This window comes from Micromonospora sp. URMC 107 (assembly GCF_051386315.1).
Classification (GTDB): domain Bacteria; phylum Actinomycetota; class Actinomycetes; order Mycobacteriales; family Micromonosporaceae; genus Micromonospora.
Genome location: NZ_JBPQTK010000071.1, coordinates 1 through 17,800, shown reverse-complemented (window position 1 = coordinate 17,800; position 17,800 = coordinate 1). Strand labels below are relative to the sequence as shown.

Sequence of the window (17,800 nt, the reverse complement as noted above, 5' to 3'; positions counted from 1 at the left end):
ATTGACCGCCGGACAGTTAGCGTGCACACGTGGCCATCGAAAGCGACGAACTTCGTGGGCGCCTCGACCGGGCGACCGCGCACCTCGACCCGCCGTACGCCGTCGTCGACCTCGCGGCCTTCGACGGCAACGCCGCCGCGCTGGCCGACCGGGCCGCCGGCAAGCCGCTGCGGATCGCCAGCAAGTCGGTCCGCGCCCGGGACCTGATCGGCCGGGCGCTGGCGCGACCCGGCTGGCGGAGCGTGATGGCCTTCACCCTGCCCGAGGCGAACTGGCTGGTCCGCGCCGGCGTGACCGACGACGCGCTGGTGGCGTACCCCACCGCCGACCGGGGGGCGCTCGCCGCGCTCGCCGCCGACCCGGCGCTCGCCAGGGCCGTCACGCTGATGGTCGACGGCACCGACCAGCTCGACCTGGTCGACGCCGTGTGTCCGCCCGGGCGCCGCCCCGAGCTGCGGGTCTGCCTCGACCTGGACGCCTCCTGGCGACCGCTCGGCGGGCGGGTGCACGTCGGGGTGCGCCGCTCGCCGGTGCACAGCGCCCGGGCGGCCGGCGCGCTCGCCGCCACCGTCGCGGCCCGCGCGGGCTTCCGGCTGGTCGGGCTGATGGCGTACGAGGCGCAGATCGCCGGCCTCGGCGACGCGCCGCCCGGGCGGGCGGTGCTCGGCTCCGCGATCCGGCTGGCCCAGCGTGGGTCGTACCGCGAGTTGCTGGCCCGCCGGGGCGCGGCGGTGGCCGCCGTACGCGAACACGCCGACCTGGAGTTCGTCAACGGCGGCGGCACCGGCAGCGTGGCCGCGACCAGCGCCGACCCCGCGGTCACCGAGGTCACCGCGGGATCGGGCCTGTACGGGCCGACGCTGTTCGAGGCGTACCGCGCCTGGCGTCCCACCCCGGCGGCGGCCTTCGCCTGCGCGGTGGTCCGTCGCCCGGGGCCCGACCTGGCCACCGTGCTCGGCGGCGGCTGGATCGCCTCCGGCCCGGCCCAGGACAGCCGGTTGCCCCGGCCGTGGCTGCCGGAGGGACTGAAGCTGATCGGCACCGAGGGGGCCGGCGAGGTGCAGACCCCGCTGGCCGGCGCGGCGGCCGGCGCGCTACGGGTCGGCGACCGGGTCTGGTTCCGGCACGCGAAGGCCGGCGAGCTGTGCGAGCACGTCAACGAGTTGCACCTGGTCGAGGGGGACGCGGTCGTGGCCACCGTGCCCACCTACCGGGGCGAGGGCCACGCCTTCCTCTGACCCGGCGGCCCGCACCGCGGGCCGCCGGCACCCCGTTCCGCCGCCCGGCGGCCCGCCGGGCCGTTCGCGCCCGGGCCGTCGCCAGTTCGTTCCGCCGCCCGGCGCTCCCCGGGCCGTTCGTGCCCGGGCCGCCGCCCGGAGCCGGGTGCCGGCGCGGCCGGGGTCAGCCGGGCTGGTTGGCGTCGGCCGGGGCGTCTACCTGGCGGTGCAGGTACTCCCGGATCAGCGCCTTCGCCTCGACCAGCACCCGGTCGTCGCCCTCGGGCTGCCGGCGGAACGCCAACTTGATCAGCGCGTCGGCCGCCTCCACCGCGATCTCCAGGTGGAACCGGAGGTCGGGGACGTCCAGCCCGAAGCGCTCGGCGAGCACGCGGGCCAACTGGTCCGCGATCACCCCGTTGTTGTCCCGCTGCTCGTCGAGCAGGTGCAGGTCGACCACGTCGCCGAAGTGCAGGGTACGGAAGCCCGGAACGGTGCGGTGCATCGTGATGTACTCGTCGATCCCCGCGTCGACCCCGTCCCACCAGTGGGTCAGGTCGTCGGAGGCGAAACGCTCATCGAGCCGCTGGAGGTAGGACTCCATCGTGCGCAGGGTCAGCGCCTGCACGATCGCCCGCTTGTCCGGGAAGAACTGGTAGACCGAACCGATCGCCACCTCGGCACGCTCGGCGAGGAGGGTCGTGGTCAGTCCCTCGTACCCCACCTCGTCGACGAGTTCGGCGCAGGCGTCCAGCATCCGCTGGACCCGCGCGACACTTCGACCCTGCACCGGTACGCGGCGCAGCGGCCCGGCTGTGGCGGCTGGTGTGGACACTCGCCACCCCCCTTCGACGGATGAACATATCTGCACGTCACGGGTTCGTGACTACCGGTACAACGAGCAAACCTCGATTGCGGTATTTACCTGCTACAACGTTCCTGATATGAAGTCACTTCACATTCATGTCGAGGAGTGCGCATGGCCGGTACCGCACCGCCCACCCTGGCAGCCTGGTCCAACTGGGCCGGCAACCAACGCGCCACCGCCACCGCCATCCTGCGACCCACCTCCCTCGCCGACGTCACCGAGGCCGTCCGCGCCGCCGCGACGACCGGGGACCGGATCAGGGCGGTGGGCAGCGGCCACTCCTTCACCGGCGTCGCGGTCACCGACGGACGGCGGATGGAACTGACCGACCTGGACACGGGGGTGCGCGTCGACGTCGATCGCCGACTGGTCACCGTACCGGCCGGAACCACCCTGCGCGCGCTCAACGAACTGCTCGCCGCACACGGCCTGGCACTGCCCAACCTGGGCGACATCGACGCGCAGACGATCGCCGGGGCGATCTCCACCGGCACCCACGGCACCGGCGCCGGATACGGCTGCCTGTCGACGTTCGTCGAGGCGCTCACCCTCGTCACCGGCACCGGTGAGGTGCTGCGCTGCTCCGCCGACGAACACCCCGACGTCTTCGCCGCCGCCCGGGTGTCGCTGGGCGCGCTGGGGGTGCTCGTCGAGGTGACCCTGCGCTGCGTGGACGCCTTCGTGCTCCTCGCCCACGAGCGGCCGGCGCCGCTGGAAGCCGTGCTCGGCCGGCTGCCCTCGCTGGTCGGGGAGCACGACCACGCCGAGTTCTACTGGTTCCCGTACACCGACCGGGTGCAGGTCAAGACCAACGACCGGGTGCCCGCCGACGACCGGCCGCTGCCCCGGTGGCGCGGCTGGCTGGACGACGAGTTCCTGTCCAACACCGTCTTCGCGGGGGCCTGCCGGCTCGGCCGCGCCGTGCCGGCGCTCGCCCCGGGCATCAGCGCCGTCTCCGCCCGCGCGCTCACCGAGCGCCGCTACACCGGCCGCTCCGACCAGGTCTTCTGCACCCCGCGCCGGGTCCGCTTCGTGGAGATGGAGTACGCGCTGCCACGCGACGCCCTCCGCGAGGCGCTCGACGCGCTGCGGCGGATCGTCGACGGGCTGCCGTTCAAGGTGCTCTTCCCGGTCGAGGTGCGCTTCACCGCCGCCGACGACATCTGGCTCTCCCACGGGCACGGGCGCGAGTCGGCGTACGTGGCGGTCCACCAGTTCGTCGGCATGCCGTACGAGCCGTACTTCCGGGCCTTCGAGCAGGTCGCGGCGGGACTCGGCGGCCGGCCCCACTGGGGCAAGCTGCACTGGCGCGACGCGGAGTCACTCGCGGCGGCCTACCCCCGCTGGGCGGACTTCCAGGCGCTGCGCGCCCGCCTGGACCCGCACCACCTCTTCACCAACCCCCACCTGACCCGGGTCCTGGGCTGACGCCCCGCACCCCCCGCCCGGCTCCGCCGCCCGCTCCTAACACGGGCGCGCCCCTGCGAGGGCGCGCCCCGTAACAGGATCTCTGCGGCGAGCGGCGGGTCGCTCAGTCGGTGCTGGTGGTGGCCTTCTTCGGGGCGGCCTTCTTCGCCGGGGTCTTCCTGGCGGTGGTGGCCTTGGCCGTCGTGGTCTTCCTCGCGGCCGTCGACTTGGTCGCCGCGGCCGTCTTCTTCGCCGCCGTGGCCTTCTTGGCGGGCGCCTTCTTCGCGGCGGTCTTCTTCGGCGCCGGCCCCTTCGCCCGCTTCTCGGCGAGCATCTCGGAGGCCTCCTCGATGCTCAACGCCTCCGGGGTCTGGCCGCGCCGCAGCGACGCGTTCGTCTCGCCGTCGGTCACGTACGGGCCGAAGCGGCCGTCCTTGATGACCAGCGGCTTCTCGGTCAGCGGATCGACGCCCATCTCCCGCAGGGGCGGCGCGGCGGCCCTGCGCTGGCGGGCCTTCGGGGCGGCCAGCAGGGCCAGCGCCTCGTCCAGCGTGACGGTGAACATCTTCTCTTCCGAGTCCAGCGAGCGGAACTCGTCACCGCGCTTGACGTACGGGCCGTAGCGGCCGTTGTTCGCGAGGACCTCGGCGCCGTCCGGGGCCAGGCCGACCAGCCGGGGCAGGCTGAGCAGCTTCAGCGCCTCGTCGAAGGTCAGCGAGTCCGGCGACTGCGAGCGCAGCAGCGACGACTTGCGCTCGCCGCTGGACACGTACGGGCCGAAGCGGCCCGACTTGAGCAGGATCGGCTCGCCGGTGGCCGGGTCGTCGCCGAGCTTGCGCTCGCCCCCGCCGCCGAGGAACAGCTCGTGCACCTTCTCGGGGGTCAGCTCGTCCGGCGCCAGGCCCTCGGGGATCGGCGCCCGGTCGCCCTGGCCGCCGCCCTCCTCGCCCTCGGCGGCCGGCGCCTGCTGCTCGCCCGGCACCGCCCGCTGGAGGTACGGCCCGTAGCGGCCCACCCGCACGACGACCTCGCGGCCCTCGTCGTCGGTGAACAGCGGGATGGAGTTGACGCTGCGCGCGTCGATCTCGTTGATGTTCTCGGTGACCAGCTTCTTCAACCCGCCCGAGCGGGCGATGTCCTGGTCGCCGGCGCCGTTGGCGCCGCCGAAGTAGAACGCGGTGAGGAAGTCGACGGCGGCGTGGTCACCGCCGGCGATCTCGTCCAGCTCGTTCTCCATGCTGGCGGTGAAGTCGTAGTCGATCAGGCGCGGGTAGTGCCGCTCCAGCAGGCCGATCACCGCGAACGCCAGGAAGGTCGGGATCATCGCCTGGCCGCGCTTGGTGACGTACCCGCGGTCCTGGATCGTCTGCATGATCGACGCGTACGTCGACGGGCGGCCGATGCCCAGCTCCTCGAGGGCCTTGACCAGTGACGCCTCGGTGTAGCGCGACGGCGGCTGGGTGTGGTGGCCCTGCGCGGCGAGCTCGTCGGCGGTGAGCGGCTGGTCCTTGACCAGGTTGGGCAGGCGACGCTCGGCGTCCTCGGCCTCGGCGTTCTCGTCGTCGCTGGACTCGACGTACGCCCGCAGGAAGCCCGGGTCGGTGATGGTCTTGCCGGTGGCGCCGAAGTCGGCCTCCTCCCGGGCGGAGGAGACGGCGCGGATGCGCACCGAGACGCTGGAGCCGACGGCGTCGGTCATCTGCGAGGCGATGGTGCGCCGCCAGATCAGCTCGTAGAGCTTGAACTCCTCGGCGGAGAGCTCCCTGGCCACGTCGCCCGGGGTGCGGAAGTTGTCCCCCGCCGGGCGGATCGCCTCGTGCGCCTCCTGCGCGTTCTTCACCTTGCCGGTGTAGCGGCGCGGCTCCGGCGGCACGCTGCGCTCGCCGTACAGCTCGACGATCTGCCGGCGGGCGGCCGCGATGGCGGTCTCCGACAGGTTCACCGAGTCGGTACGCATGTAGGTGATGTAGCCGTTCTCGTAGAGGCGCTGCGCGGTGCGCATCGTCTGCTGCGACGAGAACCGCAGCTTGCGGGCCGCCTCCTGCTGGAGGGTGGAGGTGATGAACGGCGCGTACGGGCGGCGGCGGTAGGGCTTCTCCTCGACCCGGGTGACGGTGAACGGCCGCCCCTCCAGGCGGGCCGCGAGGCCCCGGGCGCCGCCGGAGTCGAGGTGCACCACGCCGGCGCCGGCCTTCACCCGGCCGGTGGTCGGCTCGAAGTCCTTGCCGGTGGCGATCCGGTCGCCGTTCAGCGCGACGAGGGTGGCGTTGAAGCTGCGCGGCCCCTCGCCGGCGTCGACCACGGCCAGCGTGGCCAGGATGTCCCAGTACTCCGCCGTGCGGAAGGCCATCCGCTGCCGCTCGCGCTCCACCACGATCCGGGTCGCCACGGACTGCACCCGGCCCGCCGAGAGCTTCGGCATGACCTTCTTCCACAGCACCGGCGAGACCTCGTAGCCGTAGAGGCGGTCGAGGATGCGCCGGGCCTCCTGGGCGTCGACCAGGTCCCGGTCGATCTCGCGGGGGTTGGCCACCGCGGCCTGGATGGCCGGCTTGGTGATCTCGTGGAAGACCATCCGCTTGACCGGCACCTTGGGCTTGAGCGTCTCCACCAGGTGCCAGGCGATCGCCTCGCCCTCGCGGTCCTCGTCCGTCGCCAGGAAGATCTCGTCGACCTCCTTGGCCAGCTTCACCAGCTTGCTGATCTGCTGCTTCCGGTCGGCGGAGACCACGTAGAGGGCGTGGAAGCCGTTGTCGACGTCCACCCCGAGCCGGGCCCACGGCTCGCCCTTGTACTTGGCCGGCACGTCGGCGGCATTGCGCGGGAGGTCCCGGACGTGGCCGAAGCTGGCCTCCACGACGTATCCCGGACCGAGATAGCCCGAGATCGTCTTGGCCTTCGCCGGTGACTCGACGATGACCAGACGGGTGGTTCCAGCTTTGCTCGGCACGTCTCTCCCCGACCTCACTCCTGCTCGTAGCCACCGGCGCCCGGTTCGGGCCCACTTCCGGCCCGCCGACCCCCGGCGGCCCGGATGTCCAACGTAACGCGCCGCCCACGTTTCGGGTTTCGCGGGCGGCAAACCGTCCCGGCGGGGCGGCCTCTTTCTCCGCCGGCGGCGGGGCGTGCCGGACGGCGCCACCGTACACCGTGCGTGTGCCGCCAGGCGGGACACTGTGACGATGGCGGACCCTCGGCCGAGGCCCCACCCGGCCGTTTTCCGCGAAATTGCGCACTTGCTGTCCCGCATCGGACAGGCGCGACCGGCGCCGACGAGGCGGCGCCGACGGTCGGTCAGGAGCGGGTCGGCCAGTCCGTCGCGGGAGCGGCGGGCGGCGGGTCGCCGACCAGCTCGGCCAGGCGGGCGAGCCGCCGGCGGCCGGTGATCCGGTACGCCGGTCCGCCCTCGCCCGGCCCGAGCAGCGCCCCGGAGAGGCCCACCGCGTCGAGCGCCCCGCCGATGGGCTCCCAGCACTCCTCGTCGGCGGGGCCGAGCCGGAGCAGGAAGCCGGACGGCTCGGCGGCACCCGCCGCGGCGAGCCAGAGCCGCAACCGCCGGCCGTTGAGGTGCAGACCGGCGGGCGGTCGCTTGCCGGTGCCGCGCAGCCAGGCCATCGCGAGCGGCTTCAGCGTGCGGGCGTACGAGGTGCGCACCGCGTGCCGCCCGTCGGCGGTCGCCTCCCAGGTGGCCGCCACCCCGCGCAGCGCCAGCTCGGCGACGAGCACGTGCACCCGCCAGGCGGCGTCGACCACGACCGAGAGCCGGGCCGTGCCGCCCATCCGGACCACCTCCCCGGGGCCGGCCAGCAGCCCGGCGAGATCGGCGACGGACGGGTCCGCCGCCTCCGCGCCGAAGAAGGTCAGCTGCCGGGCGGATTCGTCGGCGTCGGCCGGCGGGGGCGGGGCGGGGCGGCGGGCGACCGGCGCGACCCGGTCCGCGGGCGCCGGGAAGAGCACCGGCAGCGCGTCGCTGCCCGACGGGTCACCGGTCCCGCTCAGCGACACTCCGGCACCTCGTCGAAGGCGCGTCTCAACTCCTCGGAGTTGAGCCGGCTGGTGTCGAGCGCGCTGGCGTCGTACTCCTTGTTCAGGGTGTCCACGGCGGCCCGGACGCCGTCGTAGAAGACGGTGGGCTGGCCGGTGCCCAGCCCGTCGATGGTGTCGCGGGCCCTGCCGTACGCGTCGCGCACCTTCGCCAGCGAGGCGCGGAAGCCCGCGGAGACCTCCGCGCCGTGCTCGGTCTCCGGGATGCCGGCCTCCTCGACCTTGCGTCGGGCGGTCTCGCTGGCCTGCTCCGCGCCGCCGAAGAGCCGCACCAGGTTCTCCTTCGCCTGCGCCGGGGTGGTCTGGGCGGTCATCTGCTGGTCGGTGCTGCTGGTCAGCTTGCTGATCTCGGCCCGCCACGGGGTGAGCGCGGAGCAGACCGACGCCGCCCACGCCTGCGGGCTGGGGCCACCGCCGCAGCCGGCCAGCGCGAGTACGAGCGTGGCCAGGACCACCGTGAGCTTTCCGGCGGCTGTCGCCCGGCACGTGCGCATGCGTTGCAGCGTACGGCCTCTGTCGAGTCCGGGCACCGGACAGGTTTGCCGGGTGGTACGGGTGGTCCCCGGCCGGCCGCGCGGGCCGACCGGGGACCGGGACAGCGGACGGATCAGGCGTTGACCGTCTCCGGCCGCTGGTCCGGGCTGCCCGCGCCCGTGCCCGAGTCGGAGTCGGACATCGCCACGCCCTTGCGCTTGCTGAACACCACCGCCGCGACGATGATCAGCGTCGCCACCACGGCGATCCCCGCCCGCAGGGCGGTGTTCCGCTCGTCGCCCACGCTCCAGGCCACCACGGCCGGCGCGATCAGCAGCGAGACCAGGTTCATCACCTTGATCAGCGGGTTGATCGCCGGGCCGGCGGTGTCCTTGAACGGGTCGCCGACGGTGTCGCCGATGACCGTGGCGGCGTGCGCCTCGGAGCCCTTGCCGCCGTACGCGCCGTCCTCGACGAGCTTCTTGGCGTTGTCCCACGCGCCGCCGGAGTTCGACAGGAAGACCGCCATCAGCGTGCCGGCACCGATGGCACCGGCCAGGTACGCCGCCAGCGCGCCCGGCCCGAGGCCGAAGCCCACCGCGATCGGCGCGAGGATGGCGAGCAGGCCGGGGGTCATCAGCTCGCGCTGCGCGTCCCGGGTGCAGATGTCGACGACCTTGCCGTACTCGGGGCGCTGGGTGCCGTCCATGATGCCGGGCAGCTCGCGGAACTGCCGGCGTACCTCCATCACGACCGCGCCCGCCGAGCGGGAGACCGCGTTGATGGCCAGGCCGGAGAAGAGGAACACCACCGCCGCGCCGATGATCAGGCCGACCAGGTTGCGCGGGTTCGCCACGTTCAGCGAGTTGAGGATCTCGGTACCGACGTCGCCCACCCCGGCGTCGGAGTACGCGGTGCGCAGCGTGTCGGTGTACGAGCCGAACAGCGCCGTCGCGGCGAGCACCGCCGTGGCGATCGCGATGCCCTTGGTGATCGCCTTGGTGGTGTTGCCGACCGCGTCCAGCTCGGTGAGCGTCCGGGCGCCGTGCTCGTCGATGTCGCCGGACATCTCCGCCACGCCCTGGGCGTTGTCGGAGATCGGGCCGAAGGTGTCCATCGCGACGATCACGCCGACCGTGGTGAGCAGGCCGGTGCCGGCCAGCGCCACGGCGAACAGCGAGAGCGTGATGGAGCTGCCGCCGAGCAGGAACGCGCCGAACACGCCGGCGCCGATCAGCAGCGCCGAGTAGACCGCCGACTCCAGGCCGACGCTGATGCCGGCGAGGATGACGGTGGCGGCGCCGGTCTGCGAGCTCTTGCCGATGTCCTGCACCGGGCGCCGGTTGGTCTCGGTGAAGTAGCCGGTCAGCGCCTGGATCGCCGCCGCCAGCACGATGCCGATGACGACCGCGCCGATGGCGACCGTCCGCGGGTTCTCGCTGACGTCGGTCAGCCCGCCCTCCAGTTCGGCGAAGGTGGCCGGCAGGTACGCGTACGTGGCGATCGCCACCAGGACCGCGGAGAGCAGCGCCGAGATGTAGAAGGCCCGGTTGATCGCGGTCAGGCCGTTGCGGTCGGAGGCGCGCAGCCGGGTGATGAAGACGCCGACGATCGCGATGAGCACGCCGATGGTGGAGACGATCAGCGGGAAGACCAGGCCCTCCTCGCCGAAGGCGGCGCGGCCGAGGATCAGCGCGGCGACCAGGGTGACCGCGTACGACTCGAAGAGGTCGGCGGCCATGCCCGCGCAGTCACCCACGTTGTCGCCGACGTTGTCGGCGATCGTGGCGGCGTTGCGCGGGTCGTCCTCGGGGATGCCCTGCTCGACCTTGCCGACCAGGTCGGCACCGACGTCGGCGGCCTTGGTGAAGATGCCGCCGCCGACCCGCATGAACATGGCGAGCAGTGCGGCGCCGAAGCCGAAGCCCTCCAGCACGGTCGGCGCGTCGCTGCGGTAGAACAGCACGACCAGCGCGGCGCCGAAGAGGCCGAGGCCGACGGTGAGGAAGCCGACCACGCCACCGGTGCGGAAGGCGATCTTCATCGCGGCCTCCCGGCCGCCCTCGCGCTCCCGGGCGGCGGCGGCGACCCGCAGGTTGGCCCGGGTGGCCAGCCACATGCCGGCGCCGCCGATGAACGCGCTGAACAGCGCGCCGACGACGAAGAAGACGGACCGGCCGATCTTCACCGCCATCTCGCTGCCGTCGGTGTCGTGCACCGGCAGCAGGAAGAGCAGCACCACGGCGACGACCACGAAGATCGCCAGGGTCCGGAACTGCCGGAGCAGGTAGGCCGAGGCGCCCTCCTGGACCGCGCCGGAGATCTCCTGCATTTTGTTGGTGCCCTTGCCGGCGGCCAGCACGGCCTTCGTCAACGCGCCCGCGAAGGCGAGTGCCACCAACGCGATGACCGCGGCGATGACGACGTACGTGACGTTGTTCCCGGTGAGGGAGATCCCGCCGCCCTCGGCGGCCAAGGTGTCGGACATCTGTGTCCTCCTGTACCGAACGCTCGCGCCGGCCGGTGGAGACGCACCGACCCGGCGCCTGGATGCGGAGTCGCAAGCGCGCGCCACCCCACCCCGCGCGGACCAGCGATGAACAACCGTTCCCGCTGGCTGCGGGATGGATCACTTGCTGACAACCCGCGTACTGTAGCCCTCCACAGTGTTGGAGGTCACACCGAGGGGGCACCGCACGCCGATGATCTTCGTCGCTGTGTTATGAGGAAAAATCTGATATAGGAGCCCATCCATGACAGAGAGGCCGCGCCCCAGCGGGACGCGGCCTCACGGCACGGGAAGCCCTCAGCGAGGGCGTCGGGAGATCAACTCAACGGCCGACGGGCCAGACCATCCGCACCTCGGTGCCGACGCCCTCCTCGACCGGGCGGACCTGGAGGTCCTCGACGAAGCCGGCCAGCAGCGCGAAGCCGACGCCGGTGGTCAGGTCGTCCTCGTCGAGCGACTCGTTGGCGAGCTGGTCGGCGTCCAGCGCGGCCAGGCCGAGGCCCGCCTCGATCGGCGCGCGGTCGACGACCCGCACCGCGTACGCCCCCGTGTCGGACATCTCGACGAGCACGGGCTCGGGCACGCCGTACTGGCGGTGCAGGGCGACCGCGCGGGTGCACGCCTCGCCGATGGCCAGCCGCACCTCGTCGAGCAACTCCTCGCGGACCCCCGCCCGCCGGGCGACCGCCACCCCGACCAGGCGCGCGGTGCGTACGTGCACCGGGGCCGGCGAGAAGGAGAGCTTGACCGTGGCCATCAGACGCCAGCGCCGGCCGGGTCGGCGCCGATCGCCGCGTCCACCGTGGGATGCAGCGGGAAGACCTGGTCGAGGGCGGTGATGCGGAAGATCTTGAGCAGCGGCTCCTTGTCGCAGACCAGCGCGAACGAACCGCCGGCCGCGCGCAGCCGCTTGAGCGCGCCGACCAGGACGCCCAGCCCCGTGGAGTCGAGGAAGTCCACCCGGCCCAGGTCGACCACGACGTGGCGGGCCCCGCCGTCGATCAGCTCGAGGAGCCGTTCCCGCAGCCGGGGCGCGGTGTAGACGTCCACCTCACCGCCGACCTCGAGCACCGTGTGCTCGCCCACGGTGCGGGTCGCCAGCGACAGCTCCATCGGTCCTCCCTCGCAAGAGCCGTAAACTCTCCTGGGCATCTAACCATCCCCGCCGGAGACCGGCTCTGCTCACCGGCGGAGGCCTCCCCTTACCCCGGCCCCCCGCTTTTCATCTCCGAACACCAGTGCGAGAGTGCAGGACGTGACCGTATCCGCAGGCGCCGGGCCCGGGCGGGCGCCGGCCGAACTGCTGGGCCGGCTGCGCGCCCGCACCGGCACCGACCCGGTCACCCACGTCGAGCGGGTGCCGGCACGGGCCGGCGAGCCCGTGCCGTGGCCGGACTGGGCACCGGAGGACCTGCGCGCGGCGTTCGCCCGGCGCGGCGTGGTCGCGCCCTGGCGGCACCAGGCGGAGGCGGCCACCCTGGCGTACGACGGCCGGCACGTGGTGGTGGCCACCGGCACCGCGTCCGGCAAGTCCCTCGCCTACCAGCTCCCCGCGCTGGCCACCCTGCTCGCCGACCCCCGGGCCACCGTGCTCTACCTGGCGCCGACGAAGGCGCTCGCCGCCGACCAGTTGCGCGCCGTCGCCGCGCTGGAACTGGAGGGGGTACGCCCCGCCTGCTACGACGGGGACACCCCGCGCGCCGAGCGGGAGTGGATCAGGCGGCACTCCCGGTTCGTGCTGACCAACCCGGACATGCTGCACCACGGCATCCTGCCCGGGCACGCCCAGTGGTCGGGTTTCCTGCGCCGGCTCACGTACGTGGTGATCGACGAGTGCCACACCTACCGGGGGGTCTTCGGCTCGCACGTCGCGCACGTGCTGCGCCGGCTGCGGCGGCAGTGCGCCCGGTTCCGGAGCGCACCCGTCTTCGTGCTGGCCTCGGCCACCTCCGGCGACCCGGCGACGGCGGCCGGGCGGCTCACCGGGCTGCCCGTCGACGCGGTCACCGAGGACACCTCGCCGCGCGGCGGGGTGACGTTCGCGCTCTGGGAGCCGCCGCTGCTGCCGCCGGACTCGGCCGCGGACCAGCAGGCGGACCTCACCCAGGTCCGCCGCTCGGCCCTGCGGGAGACCGCAGACCTGCTCGCCGACACGGTCGCCGAGGGGGTACGCACGCTCGCCTTCGTGCGCTCCCGGCGCGGCGCCGAGGTGGTCGCGGCGAACGCCCGCCGGTCCCTCGACGAGGCGGTGCCCGGACTCGGCGACCGGGTGGCCGCCTACCGGGCCGGCTACCTGCGCGAGGAGCGGCGCGAGCTGGAACGGGCGCTGCTGCACGGCGACCTGCTCGGGCTGGCCTCGACCAACGCGCTGGAGCTGGGCGTCGACCTGGTCGGCCTCGACGCGGTGCTGATCTGCGGCTACCCGGGCACCCGGGCCTCGCTGTGGCAGCAGGCCGGCCGGGCGGGGCGCTCCGGGCAGGAGGCGCTCGCCGTGCTGGTCGCCCGGGACGACCCGCTGGACACCTATCTCGTGCACCACCCCGAGGCGGTCTTCGGGCGGCCGGTGGAGGCGACCGTGCTCGACCCGGCCAACCCGTACGTGCTGGCCCCACAGCTCGCCTGCGCGGCGGCCGAGGCGCCGCTGACCGCCGACGACCTGGCACTCTTCGGCGACGGGGCGAAGGAGGCGGTGGACCAGCTGGTCGCGGCGGGAGCGCTGCGGCAGCGGCCGACCGGCTGGTACTGGCGGCACCGGGAGCGGCCCGAGGTGGACCTGCGCGGCGAGGGCGGCGCGCCGGTCTGCGTGGTGGAGGCGGCGACCGGCCGGCTGCTCGGCACCGTCGACGGCGGCTCGTCGCACTTCCTGCTCCACCCCGGCGCGGTCTACCTGCACCAGGGCGTCTCGTACGTGGTCGACTCGCTCGACCTGGCCGACGGGTGCGCACTGGTGCACCCCGAGGAGCCGGACTGGTCCACCCACGCCCGCGACGTCACCTCGCTGTCGGTGGTGTCGGTCCGCTCGTACGTGGACGCCGGCCCCGTCGGGCTCTTCCTCGGCGAGGTCGACGTGACCAGCCAGGTGGTGTCGTACCAGCGGCGGCGGATCGCCACCGGCGAGGTCATCGACACCCGCCCGCTGGACCTGCCGGCCCGGGAGCTGCGTACGGTCGCGGTCTGGTTCACCCTGTCGCCGCAGTCCCTGACGGCCGCCGGCGTGGAGCCCGCCGACGTCCCGGGCGCGCTGCACGCCGCCGAGCACGCCGCGATCGGCCTGCTGCCGCTCACCGCCACCTGCGACCGCTGGGACATCGGCGGGCTCTCCACGGCGGTGCACCCGGACACCGAGGCCCCGACGGTCTTCGTCTACGACGGGCACCCGGGCGGGGCGGGCTTCGCCGAGCGCGCGTACGGGACGGCGGCGGCCTGGCTGCGGGCCACCCGGGACGCGATCGCGGAGTGCGGCTGCGAGGCCGGCTGCCCGTCCTGCGTGCAGTCCCCGAAGTGCGGCAACGGCAACAACCCGCTCTCCAAGCCGGACGCCGTCCGGGTGCTGGAGGTGGTGCTCGCCAACCTGCCCGACGGCGTACCCGCGCCCCGCCCCGCCGGCGACCCGCTCGACGGCCCGGCCGGCGTCCCGACCGACGGCCAGTCCACCGTTCCCGCCGGGGGCGCTTCTGGCGGCGAGGTTGCGGGCGGAGCCGCGGTCCCGGGTCGTCGCGGGGTTCGTGGCGCCGCCCTACCGGGCGACCCTCCGGTTCCGGGTGAACGCCTCGCTCCGGACGACGTCGCCCCCGGCGACCCCGCGGGACCGGGTGTCTCCCCGTCCCGGCTGGCGGAGACCGGTTCGGGTGACGCTCGTGTCCCGGGTGGTGGAAACCAGGCATAGAACCCCTTCTCTCGGGGCAAGTGACGCCTTGGGAGCGCTTCCATCGGTGCTCACGGATCCCCTAGCCGTCCTTCCCGCCCGAAGGAGGAGTCGTGGCCGACACCATCGCCGAGACCGTCGACCTGCTCTACACGATCGACCAGGAGAAACTCACCCCCGACCAGCAGATCGCCCTGGGCACCGCGCTCGCCAGCCTGGCGCAGGCCGAACGCCTGGAGCAGATCAACGAGCGGCTGCGCAGCATCCACCAGGTCCTCAACGCGTGGGCGCTCAAGGCGACCGTCGACGGGGGCCGGTGAACCCGCTCCGCGCGGGGACAGGGCGACCGTCTGCGGGGGCCGGTGAACCCGCTCCGCGCGGGGACAGCAGCCCCGTGACGGGGTCGCCGGATCGCGCCGGGGCCCCGGATCGTGGCGGGTCGCCGGATCGCGACGGGGTCCCGGATCGTGGCGGGTCGCCGGACCACGGCGGTGTAACGGCCGGGTGCCCTCGCCGACGAACATCCGGCCTCGGGTGCGGTGGTTCCGGCGTCGGGGCGGGGTAACGGTGTCGGAGCGGGGTAACGGCTTCGGAGCGGCCCACCGGGGCCGGCCGGAACGAGCGGGTCCTGGTGGGCCGGGCCCGTGGCCTGCGGGAAGGCCGCGTGACCTGTCGGCGGCGGAGCGGTCGGAGCTGTGCGACACTCCGGCGACCCCTCGAAGGAGAACTCATGCAACTCGACAACCTGCAGGCCCAGCAGCAGTTCCACATCCGGCAGCGGCTCCGGATGATGGTCAACCAGTACGAGGTCCGCGCCGTCGCACCGGACGGCTCCGAAGGCGGGCTGCTGGGGTTCGCCCAGCAGAAGCGGCTCGCCTTCAAGGAGCAGGTGACGATCTACACCGACGACTCGAAGCAGCAGCCCCTGCTCGGGTTCAAGGCCCGCCAGCGCCTCGACATCGGCGCCACGTACGACGTGACCGACCACGCCGGCAACCCGATCGGCCTGTTCCGCAAGGACTTCGCCCAGTCCCTGCTGCGGTCCACCTGGCACGTCGAGCAGGCCGGCCTGCCGCAGATCACCGGCCAGGAGCGCAGCATGCCGGTGGCGCTGCTGCGCCGGTTCGTCGACTCGCTGTCCTGGCTGCCCTACCACTTCGACTTCGTCGCCGGCGGCCAGCCGGTCTTCTCCGTCATCAAGCAGTGGGGCCTGCGCGACCGGTACGTCGTCCAGATCCAGCACCCGCAGGTCGACCGCCGCCTCGTGATCGCGATGGCCGTCGCCCTCGACGCCCTCCAGGGACGCTGACCCGCCCGGGTCGGGGTGTCGACTCCCGTCGCCCCGGCCCGGCCGCGCCCGGCGCGGCGCGGGTGCGCCTGCCGCTCAACCGCGGACCGGGCCGGCGCGGGCGCTGGCCGTCGCCACCCGCGCCAGGCCGGGCAGCGGGCTGACGGCGACCTCGGCGGTCACCAGGACGTCGAGGCCGTCGAGCCGACAGGCGAGCAGCCGTCCGCCGTTCGCGGCGGCGATCTCGGCAGCCCGACCGCAGGCCGCCGGCTCGCCCAGAAGGGCCTCGCCGGCACCGGCCAGCGCGCCGAAGTCCGCCGCCACCCGGGCCTGCTGCCGGGCCGTCCGGGCCGCGCCGACGGCGGCACCGAACAGCCCGACCATGACGAACGCCAGCCCCACGGCGAGCAGGCAGACGGTCGCCCCACCACGCTCCCCCGGGTGTCCCACCGCGCTCCCGCGCACCTCCACCGTGTTGCCGCCCCGCCGGTCGGCGCCTCCGCTCCGCCCGGTCACGGTCTTGCCACCCCGGACGCCGCGCCAGCTCCGTCGTCCTCCGCAGGCTCGGTGGCCGGGGGCGCGGGCTCCGCGATCCCGGGCCCCACGACACCCGGCTCCACGGCCGCGACCGCCGCCGCGGTCACGGAGATCCGGGGCAGCCGGGAGCCGAGCGCGCGAACGGGTGCCCGGACGGTGGCGACGACCCGCTGGCCGTCGACGGTGACGGTCACCTCGGCTCCCGGCGGGGCCGCACGGCTGGCAGCGGCCACCCCGTCGGGGCCCCGGGAGGCGGCCAGCGCCGCCTCCCGGGCCGCGTGCAGGCAGCCCGCCCTCGTGCCGACGGCGTTGACCGCCGACAGCCCGGCGAGCAGGAGCAGCAGAAGCGCCGGCAGGCCGGCCGCCAGTTCGGCGGTGAAGGAACCCCGGTCACGGCCGGCCGACCGGCGCCGGTTCACTTGAGTGCCCGGTCGATGACGGCGGTCAACGCGGACTGCACGTTGCCCGAGGTCAGCACCTTCAGCAGGATCCCGGCGAAGGCGACCGCGGCCAGGGTGCCGACGGCGTACTCGGCGGTGTTCATTCCGGCGTCGCCGCGCAGGCGGGCGAGCAGTTTGCGCACGTCCTTGTCCTTTCCTCGTGGGTGGTCAGAGCACATCGCCGAGGACGGCGACGATCACCGGCACCAGGCCGGCGAGAATGAAGGCCGGCAGGAAGCAGAGCCCCAGCGGCAGGACGATCAGCACGCCGGCTCGGCGGGCGGCCGCCTCCGCGGTCGTGGACCGGTCGGCACGCAGGTCGTCGGCGAGTCGGGTCAGCGCGCCGGCCAGCGCGGCTCCGCTGTTCGCGCTGCGCAGCACGGCGGCGGTCAGCCGCTCGGCTCCCGGCACCGCCGCGAGCGGCGCCCACGCCTCCTCGGGGCCGCCGCCGAGCCGCAGCAGGCGGCCGACCTGGGCGAGCCGGTCGGCGAGTGGCCCGTCCAGCGCCCCCGCCACGGCCAGGATGGACCTGTCCACGGGTGCTCCCGCCCGCATCGCCGCCGCCAGGAGGTCGGCGGCGAGCGGGAGATCGGCCGCCTCCCGCAACCGCCGGTTCCGCACGGCCGGAGGCTCGATCCGACGGAGCAGCCGGTCGAGCAGCAGCGTCGTCGGCAGGGCCGCCACCACCCCGGGCCAGCCGCCGACGACGGCCACGGCCACGCCGCCCAGGCCCGCGGCGACGCGGATGGCGTCCGGCCGCCGACGACGACGGACGTCGTCTCTCGTGTCGTCACCGGAACCACCCCGTCGACGGGGCGAGGAGGCCGGGTGAACGCCGACCGGCGCCCTGCGCAGCGCGCGCAGCCGGCGCAGGGGCCGCCGGCCCGCCGCGAACGTCGCGGCGATCAGGGCCACCGCCGCCACGAGGCCCACGGCAAGCGCCACCCGGGGCATCAGCTCACCCGTCCCGGCGTCGCGCCGAGCCGCTCGGCCCAGAAGAGTCCCGCGACCTGGAGCGCGATGGCGACGACCGCACACGCACCGCCCACGGGGGTGTGCAGCAGCACCGCCACCGGGTCGACGCCGATGCCGTAGCCGAGCCCGATGCCGCCGATCGGCAGGGCGGCGAGCAGCAGGGCGGTGGCCCGCGC

Annotated in this window: 15 protein-coding genes and 2 pseudogenes; 5 read left to right on the top strand and 12 right to left on the bottom strand. The window is 74.2% G+C overall.

Annotation, left to right across the window (positions count from 1 at the left end):
* Nucleotides 1-29 precede the first annotated feature (29 nt).
* Nucleotides 30-1,238, top strand: a complete 1,209-nt coding sequence (locus tag ACSNN9_RS17390) for an alanine racemase (RefSeq protein ID WP_436674345.1) — start codon at nucleotides 30-32, stop codon at nucleotides 1,236-1,238.
* 163 nt (nucleotides 1,239-1,401) lie between these two features.
* Here ACSNN9_RS17390 and ACSNN9_RS17385 read toward each other — a convergent pair whose 3' ends face one another.
* A complete protein-coding gene (locus tag ACSNN9_RS17385; RefSeq protein ID WP_357869772.1) occupies nucleotides 1,402-1,974 on the bottom strand; it encodes a TetR/AcrR family transcriptional regulator in 573 nt (190 codons plus the stop codon).
* A 222-nt stretch (nucleotides 1,975-2,196) separates the two neighbouring features.
* Here ACSNN9_RS17385 and ACSNN9_RS17380 point away from each other — a divergent pair, with 222 nt between their 5' ends.
* Nucleotides 2,197-3,513 carry a D-arabinono-1,4-lactone oxidase gene (locus ACSNN9_RS17380; RefSeq protein WP_436674344.1) on the top strand — a complete coding sequence of 439 codons (1,317 nt, stop codon included), beginning with the start codon at nucleotides 2,197-2,199 and terminating at the stop codon, nucleotides 3,511-3,513.
* 103 nt (nucleotides 3,514-3,616) lie between these two features.
* Here ACSNN9_RS17380 and topA read toward each other — a convergent pair whose 3' ends face one another.
* The 6 genes from topA to ACSNN9_RS17350 form a co-directional block, all read right to left on the bottom strand.
* The gene (gene topA, locus ACSNN9_RS17375) at nucleotides 3,617-6,442 is read right to left on the bottom strand and encodes a type I DNA topoisomerase (protein WP_436674342.1); all 2,826 of its coding nucleotides are present in this window, start codon (nucleotides 6,440-6,442) and stop codon (nucleotides 3,617-3,619) included.
* A 344-nt stretch (nucleotides 6,443-6,786) separates the two neighbouring features.
* Nucleotides 6,787-7,497 (bottom strand): hypothetical protein, encoded by a 711-nt coding sequence (locus ACSNN9_RS17370; RefSeq protein WP_436674341.1) that lies wholly within the window; start codon nucleotides 7,495-7,497, stop codon nucleotides 6,787-6,789.
* Nucleotides 7,488-8,030: a hypothetical protein gene (locus ACSNN9_RS17365; protein WP_436674339.1), complete on the bottom strand. Its 543-nt coding sequence runs from the start codon at nucleotides 8,028-8,030 to the stop codon at nucleotides 7,488-7,490. Before ACSNN9_RS17365 ends, ACSNN9_RS17370 begins: the two co-directional genes overlap by 10 nt.
* A 113-nt stretch (nucleotides 8,031-8,143) precedes the next feature.
* Nucleotides 8,144-10,498, bottom strand: a complete 2,355-nt coding sequence (locus ACSNN9_RS17360) for a sodium-translocating pyrophosphatase (protein ID WP_436674337.1) — start codon at nucleotides 10,496-10,498, stop codon at nucleotides 8,144-8,146.
* Between the two features lie 343 nt (nucleotides 10,499-10,841).
* Complete coding sequence (locus ACSNN9_RS17355) at nucleotides 10,842-11,276, bottom strand: ATP-binding protein (protein WP_436674335.1); 435 nt, start codon at nucleotides 11,274-11,276, stop codon at nucleotides 10,842-10,844.
* Nucleotides 11,276-11,632 (bottom strand): STAS domain-containing protein, encoded by a 357-nt coding sequence (locus ACSNN9_RS17350; protein ID WP_358092379.1) that lies wholly within the window; start codon nucleotides 11,630-11,632, stop codon nucleotides 11,276-11,278. Before ACSNN9_RS17350 ends, ACSNN9_RS17355 begins: the two co-directional genes overlap by 1 nt.
* A gap of 133 nt (nucleotides 11,633-11,765) precedes the next feature.
* Here ACSNN9_RS17350 and ACSNN9_RS17345 point away from each other — a divergent pair.
* The 3 genes and pseudogenes from ACSNN9_RS17345 to ACSNN9_RS17335 form a co-directional block, all read left to right on the top strand.
* Nucleotides 11,766-14,102: pseudogene (locus ACSNN9_RS17345) on the top strand (DEAD/DEAH box helicase); the annotation flags it as partial.
* A 395-nt stretch (nucleotides 14,103-14,497) separates the two neighbouring features.
* On the top strand, nucleotides 14,498-14,704 hold the full coding sequence (locus tag ACSNN9_RS17340) for a hypothetical protein (protein WP_121397051.1): 207 nt from the start codon (nucleotides 14,498-14,500) through the stop codon (nucleotides 14,702-14,704).
* 410 nt (nucleotides 14,705-15,114) lie between these two features.
* Entirely contained in the window at nucleotides 15,115-15,693 is a 579-nt protein-coding gene (locus ACSNN9_RS17335; protein WP_358092377.1) for a hypothetical protein, read from the top strand.
* A 75-nt stretch (nucleotides 15,694-15,768) separates the two neighbouring features.
* On the opposite strand, the gene ACSNN9_RS17330 is transcribed toward ACSNN9_RS17335, so the two are convergent.
* From ACSNN9_RS17330 to ACSNN9_RS17310, 5 genes and pseudogenes are all read right to left on the bottom strand, one after another.
* Nucleotides 15,769-16,143: an Rv3654c family TadE-like protein gene (locus ACSNN9_RS17330; protein WP_436674365.1), complete on the bottom strand. Its 375-nt coding sequence runs from the start codon at nucleotides 16,141-16,143 to the stop codon at nucleotides 15,769-15,771.
* A gap of 41 nt (nucleotides 16,144-16,184) precedes the next feature.
* Nucleotides 16,185-16,628, bottom strand: coding sequence for a TadE family type IV pilus minor pilin (locus ACSNN9_RS17325; RefSeq protein ID WP_436674334.1), 444 nt, complete (start codon nucleotides 16,626-16,628; stop codon nucleotides 16,185-16,187).
* Nucleotides 16,625-16,828, bottom strand: a complete 204-nt coding sequence (locus ACSNN9_RS17320) for a DUF4244 domain-containing protein (RefSeq protein ID WP_436674332.1) — start codon at nucleotides 16,826-16,828, stop codon at nucleotides 16,625-16,627. The genes ACSNN9_RS17325 and ACSNN9_RS17320 overlap by 4 nt, the downstream gene beginning before the upstream one ends.
* A complete protein-coding gene (locus tag ACSNN9_RS17315; RefSeq protein ID WP_436674363.1) occupies nucleotides 16,818-17,582 on the bottom strand; it encodes a type II secretion system F family protein in 765 nt (254 codons plus the stop codon). Before ACSNN9_RS17315 ends, ACSNN9_RS17320 begins: the two co-directional genes overlap by 11 nt.
* Before the next feature lie 20 nt (nucleotides 17,583-17,602).
* Nucleotides 17,603-17,800, bottom strand: a pseudogene (locus ACSNN9_RS17310) (hypothetical protein); the annotation flags it as partial.

Coding starts and splice junctions, on each gene's coding strand:
- ACSNN9_RS17335 (WP_358092377.1), top strand. CDS start 15,115: ATGCAACTCGACAACCTGCAGGCCCAGCAGCAGTTCCACATCCGGCAG.
- ACSNN9_RS17355 (WP_436674335.1), bottom strand. CDS start 11,276: ATGGCCACGGTCAAGCTCTCCTTCTCGCCGGCCCCGGTGCACGTACGC.
- ACSNN9_RS17350 (WP_358092379.1), bottom strand. CDS start 11,632: ATGGAGCTGTCGCTGGCGACCCGCACCGTGGGCGAGCACACGGTGCTC.
- ACSNN9_RS17385 (WP_357869772.1), bottom strand. CDS start 1,974: ATGCTGGACGCCTGCGCCGAACTCGTCGACGAGGTGGGGTACGAGGGA.
- ACSNN9_RS17365 (WP_436674339.1), bottom strand. CDS start 8,030: ATGCGCACGTGCCGGGCGACAGCCGCCGGAAAGCTCACGGTGGTCCTG.
- ACSNN9_RS17360 (WP_436674337.1), bottom strand. CDS start 10,498: ATGTCCGACACCTTGGCCGCCGAGGGCGGCGGGATCTCCCTCACCGGG.
- ACSNN9_RS17380 (WP_436674344.1), top strand. CDS start 2,197: ATGGCCGGTACCGCACCGCCCACCCTGGCAGCCTGGTCCAACTGGGCC.
- ACSNN9_RS17320 (WP_436674332.1), bottom strand. CDS start 16,828: ATGTGCTCTGACCACCCACGAGGAAAGGACAAGGACGTGCGCAAACTG.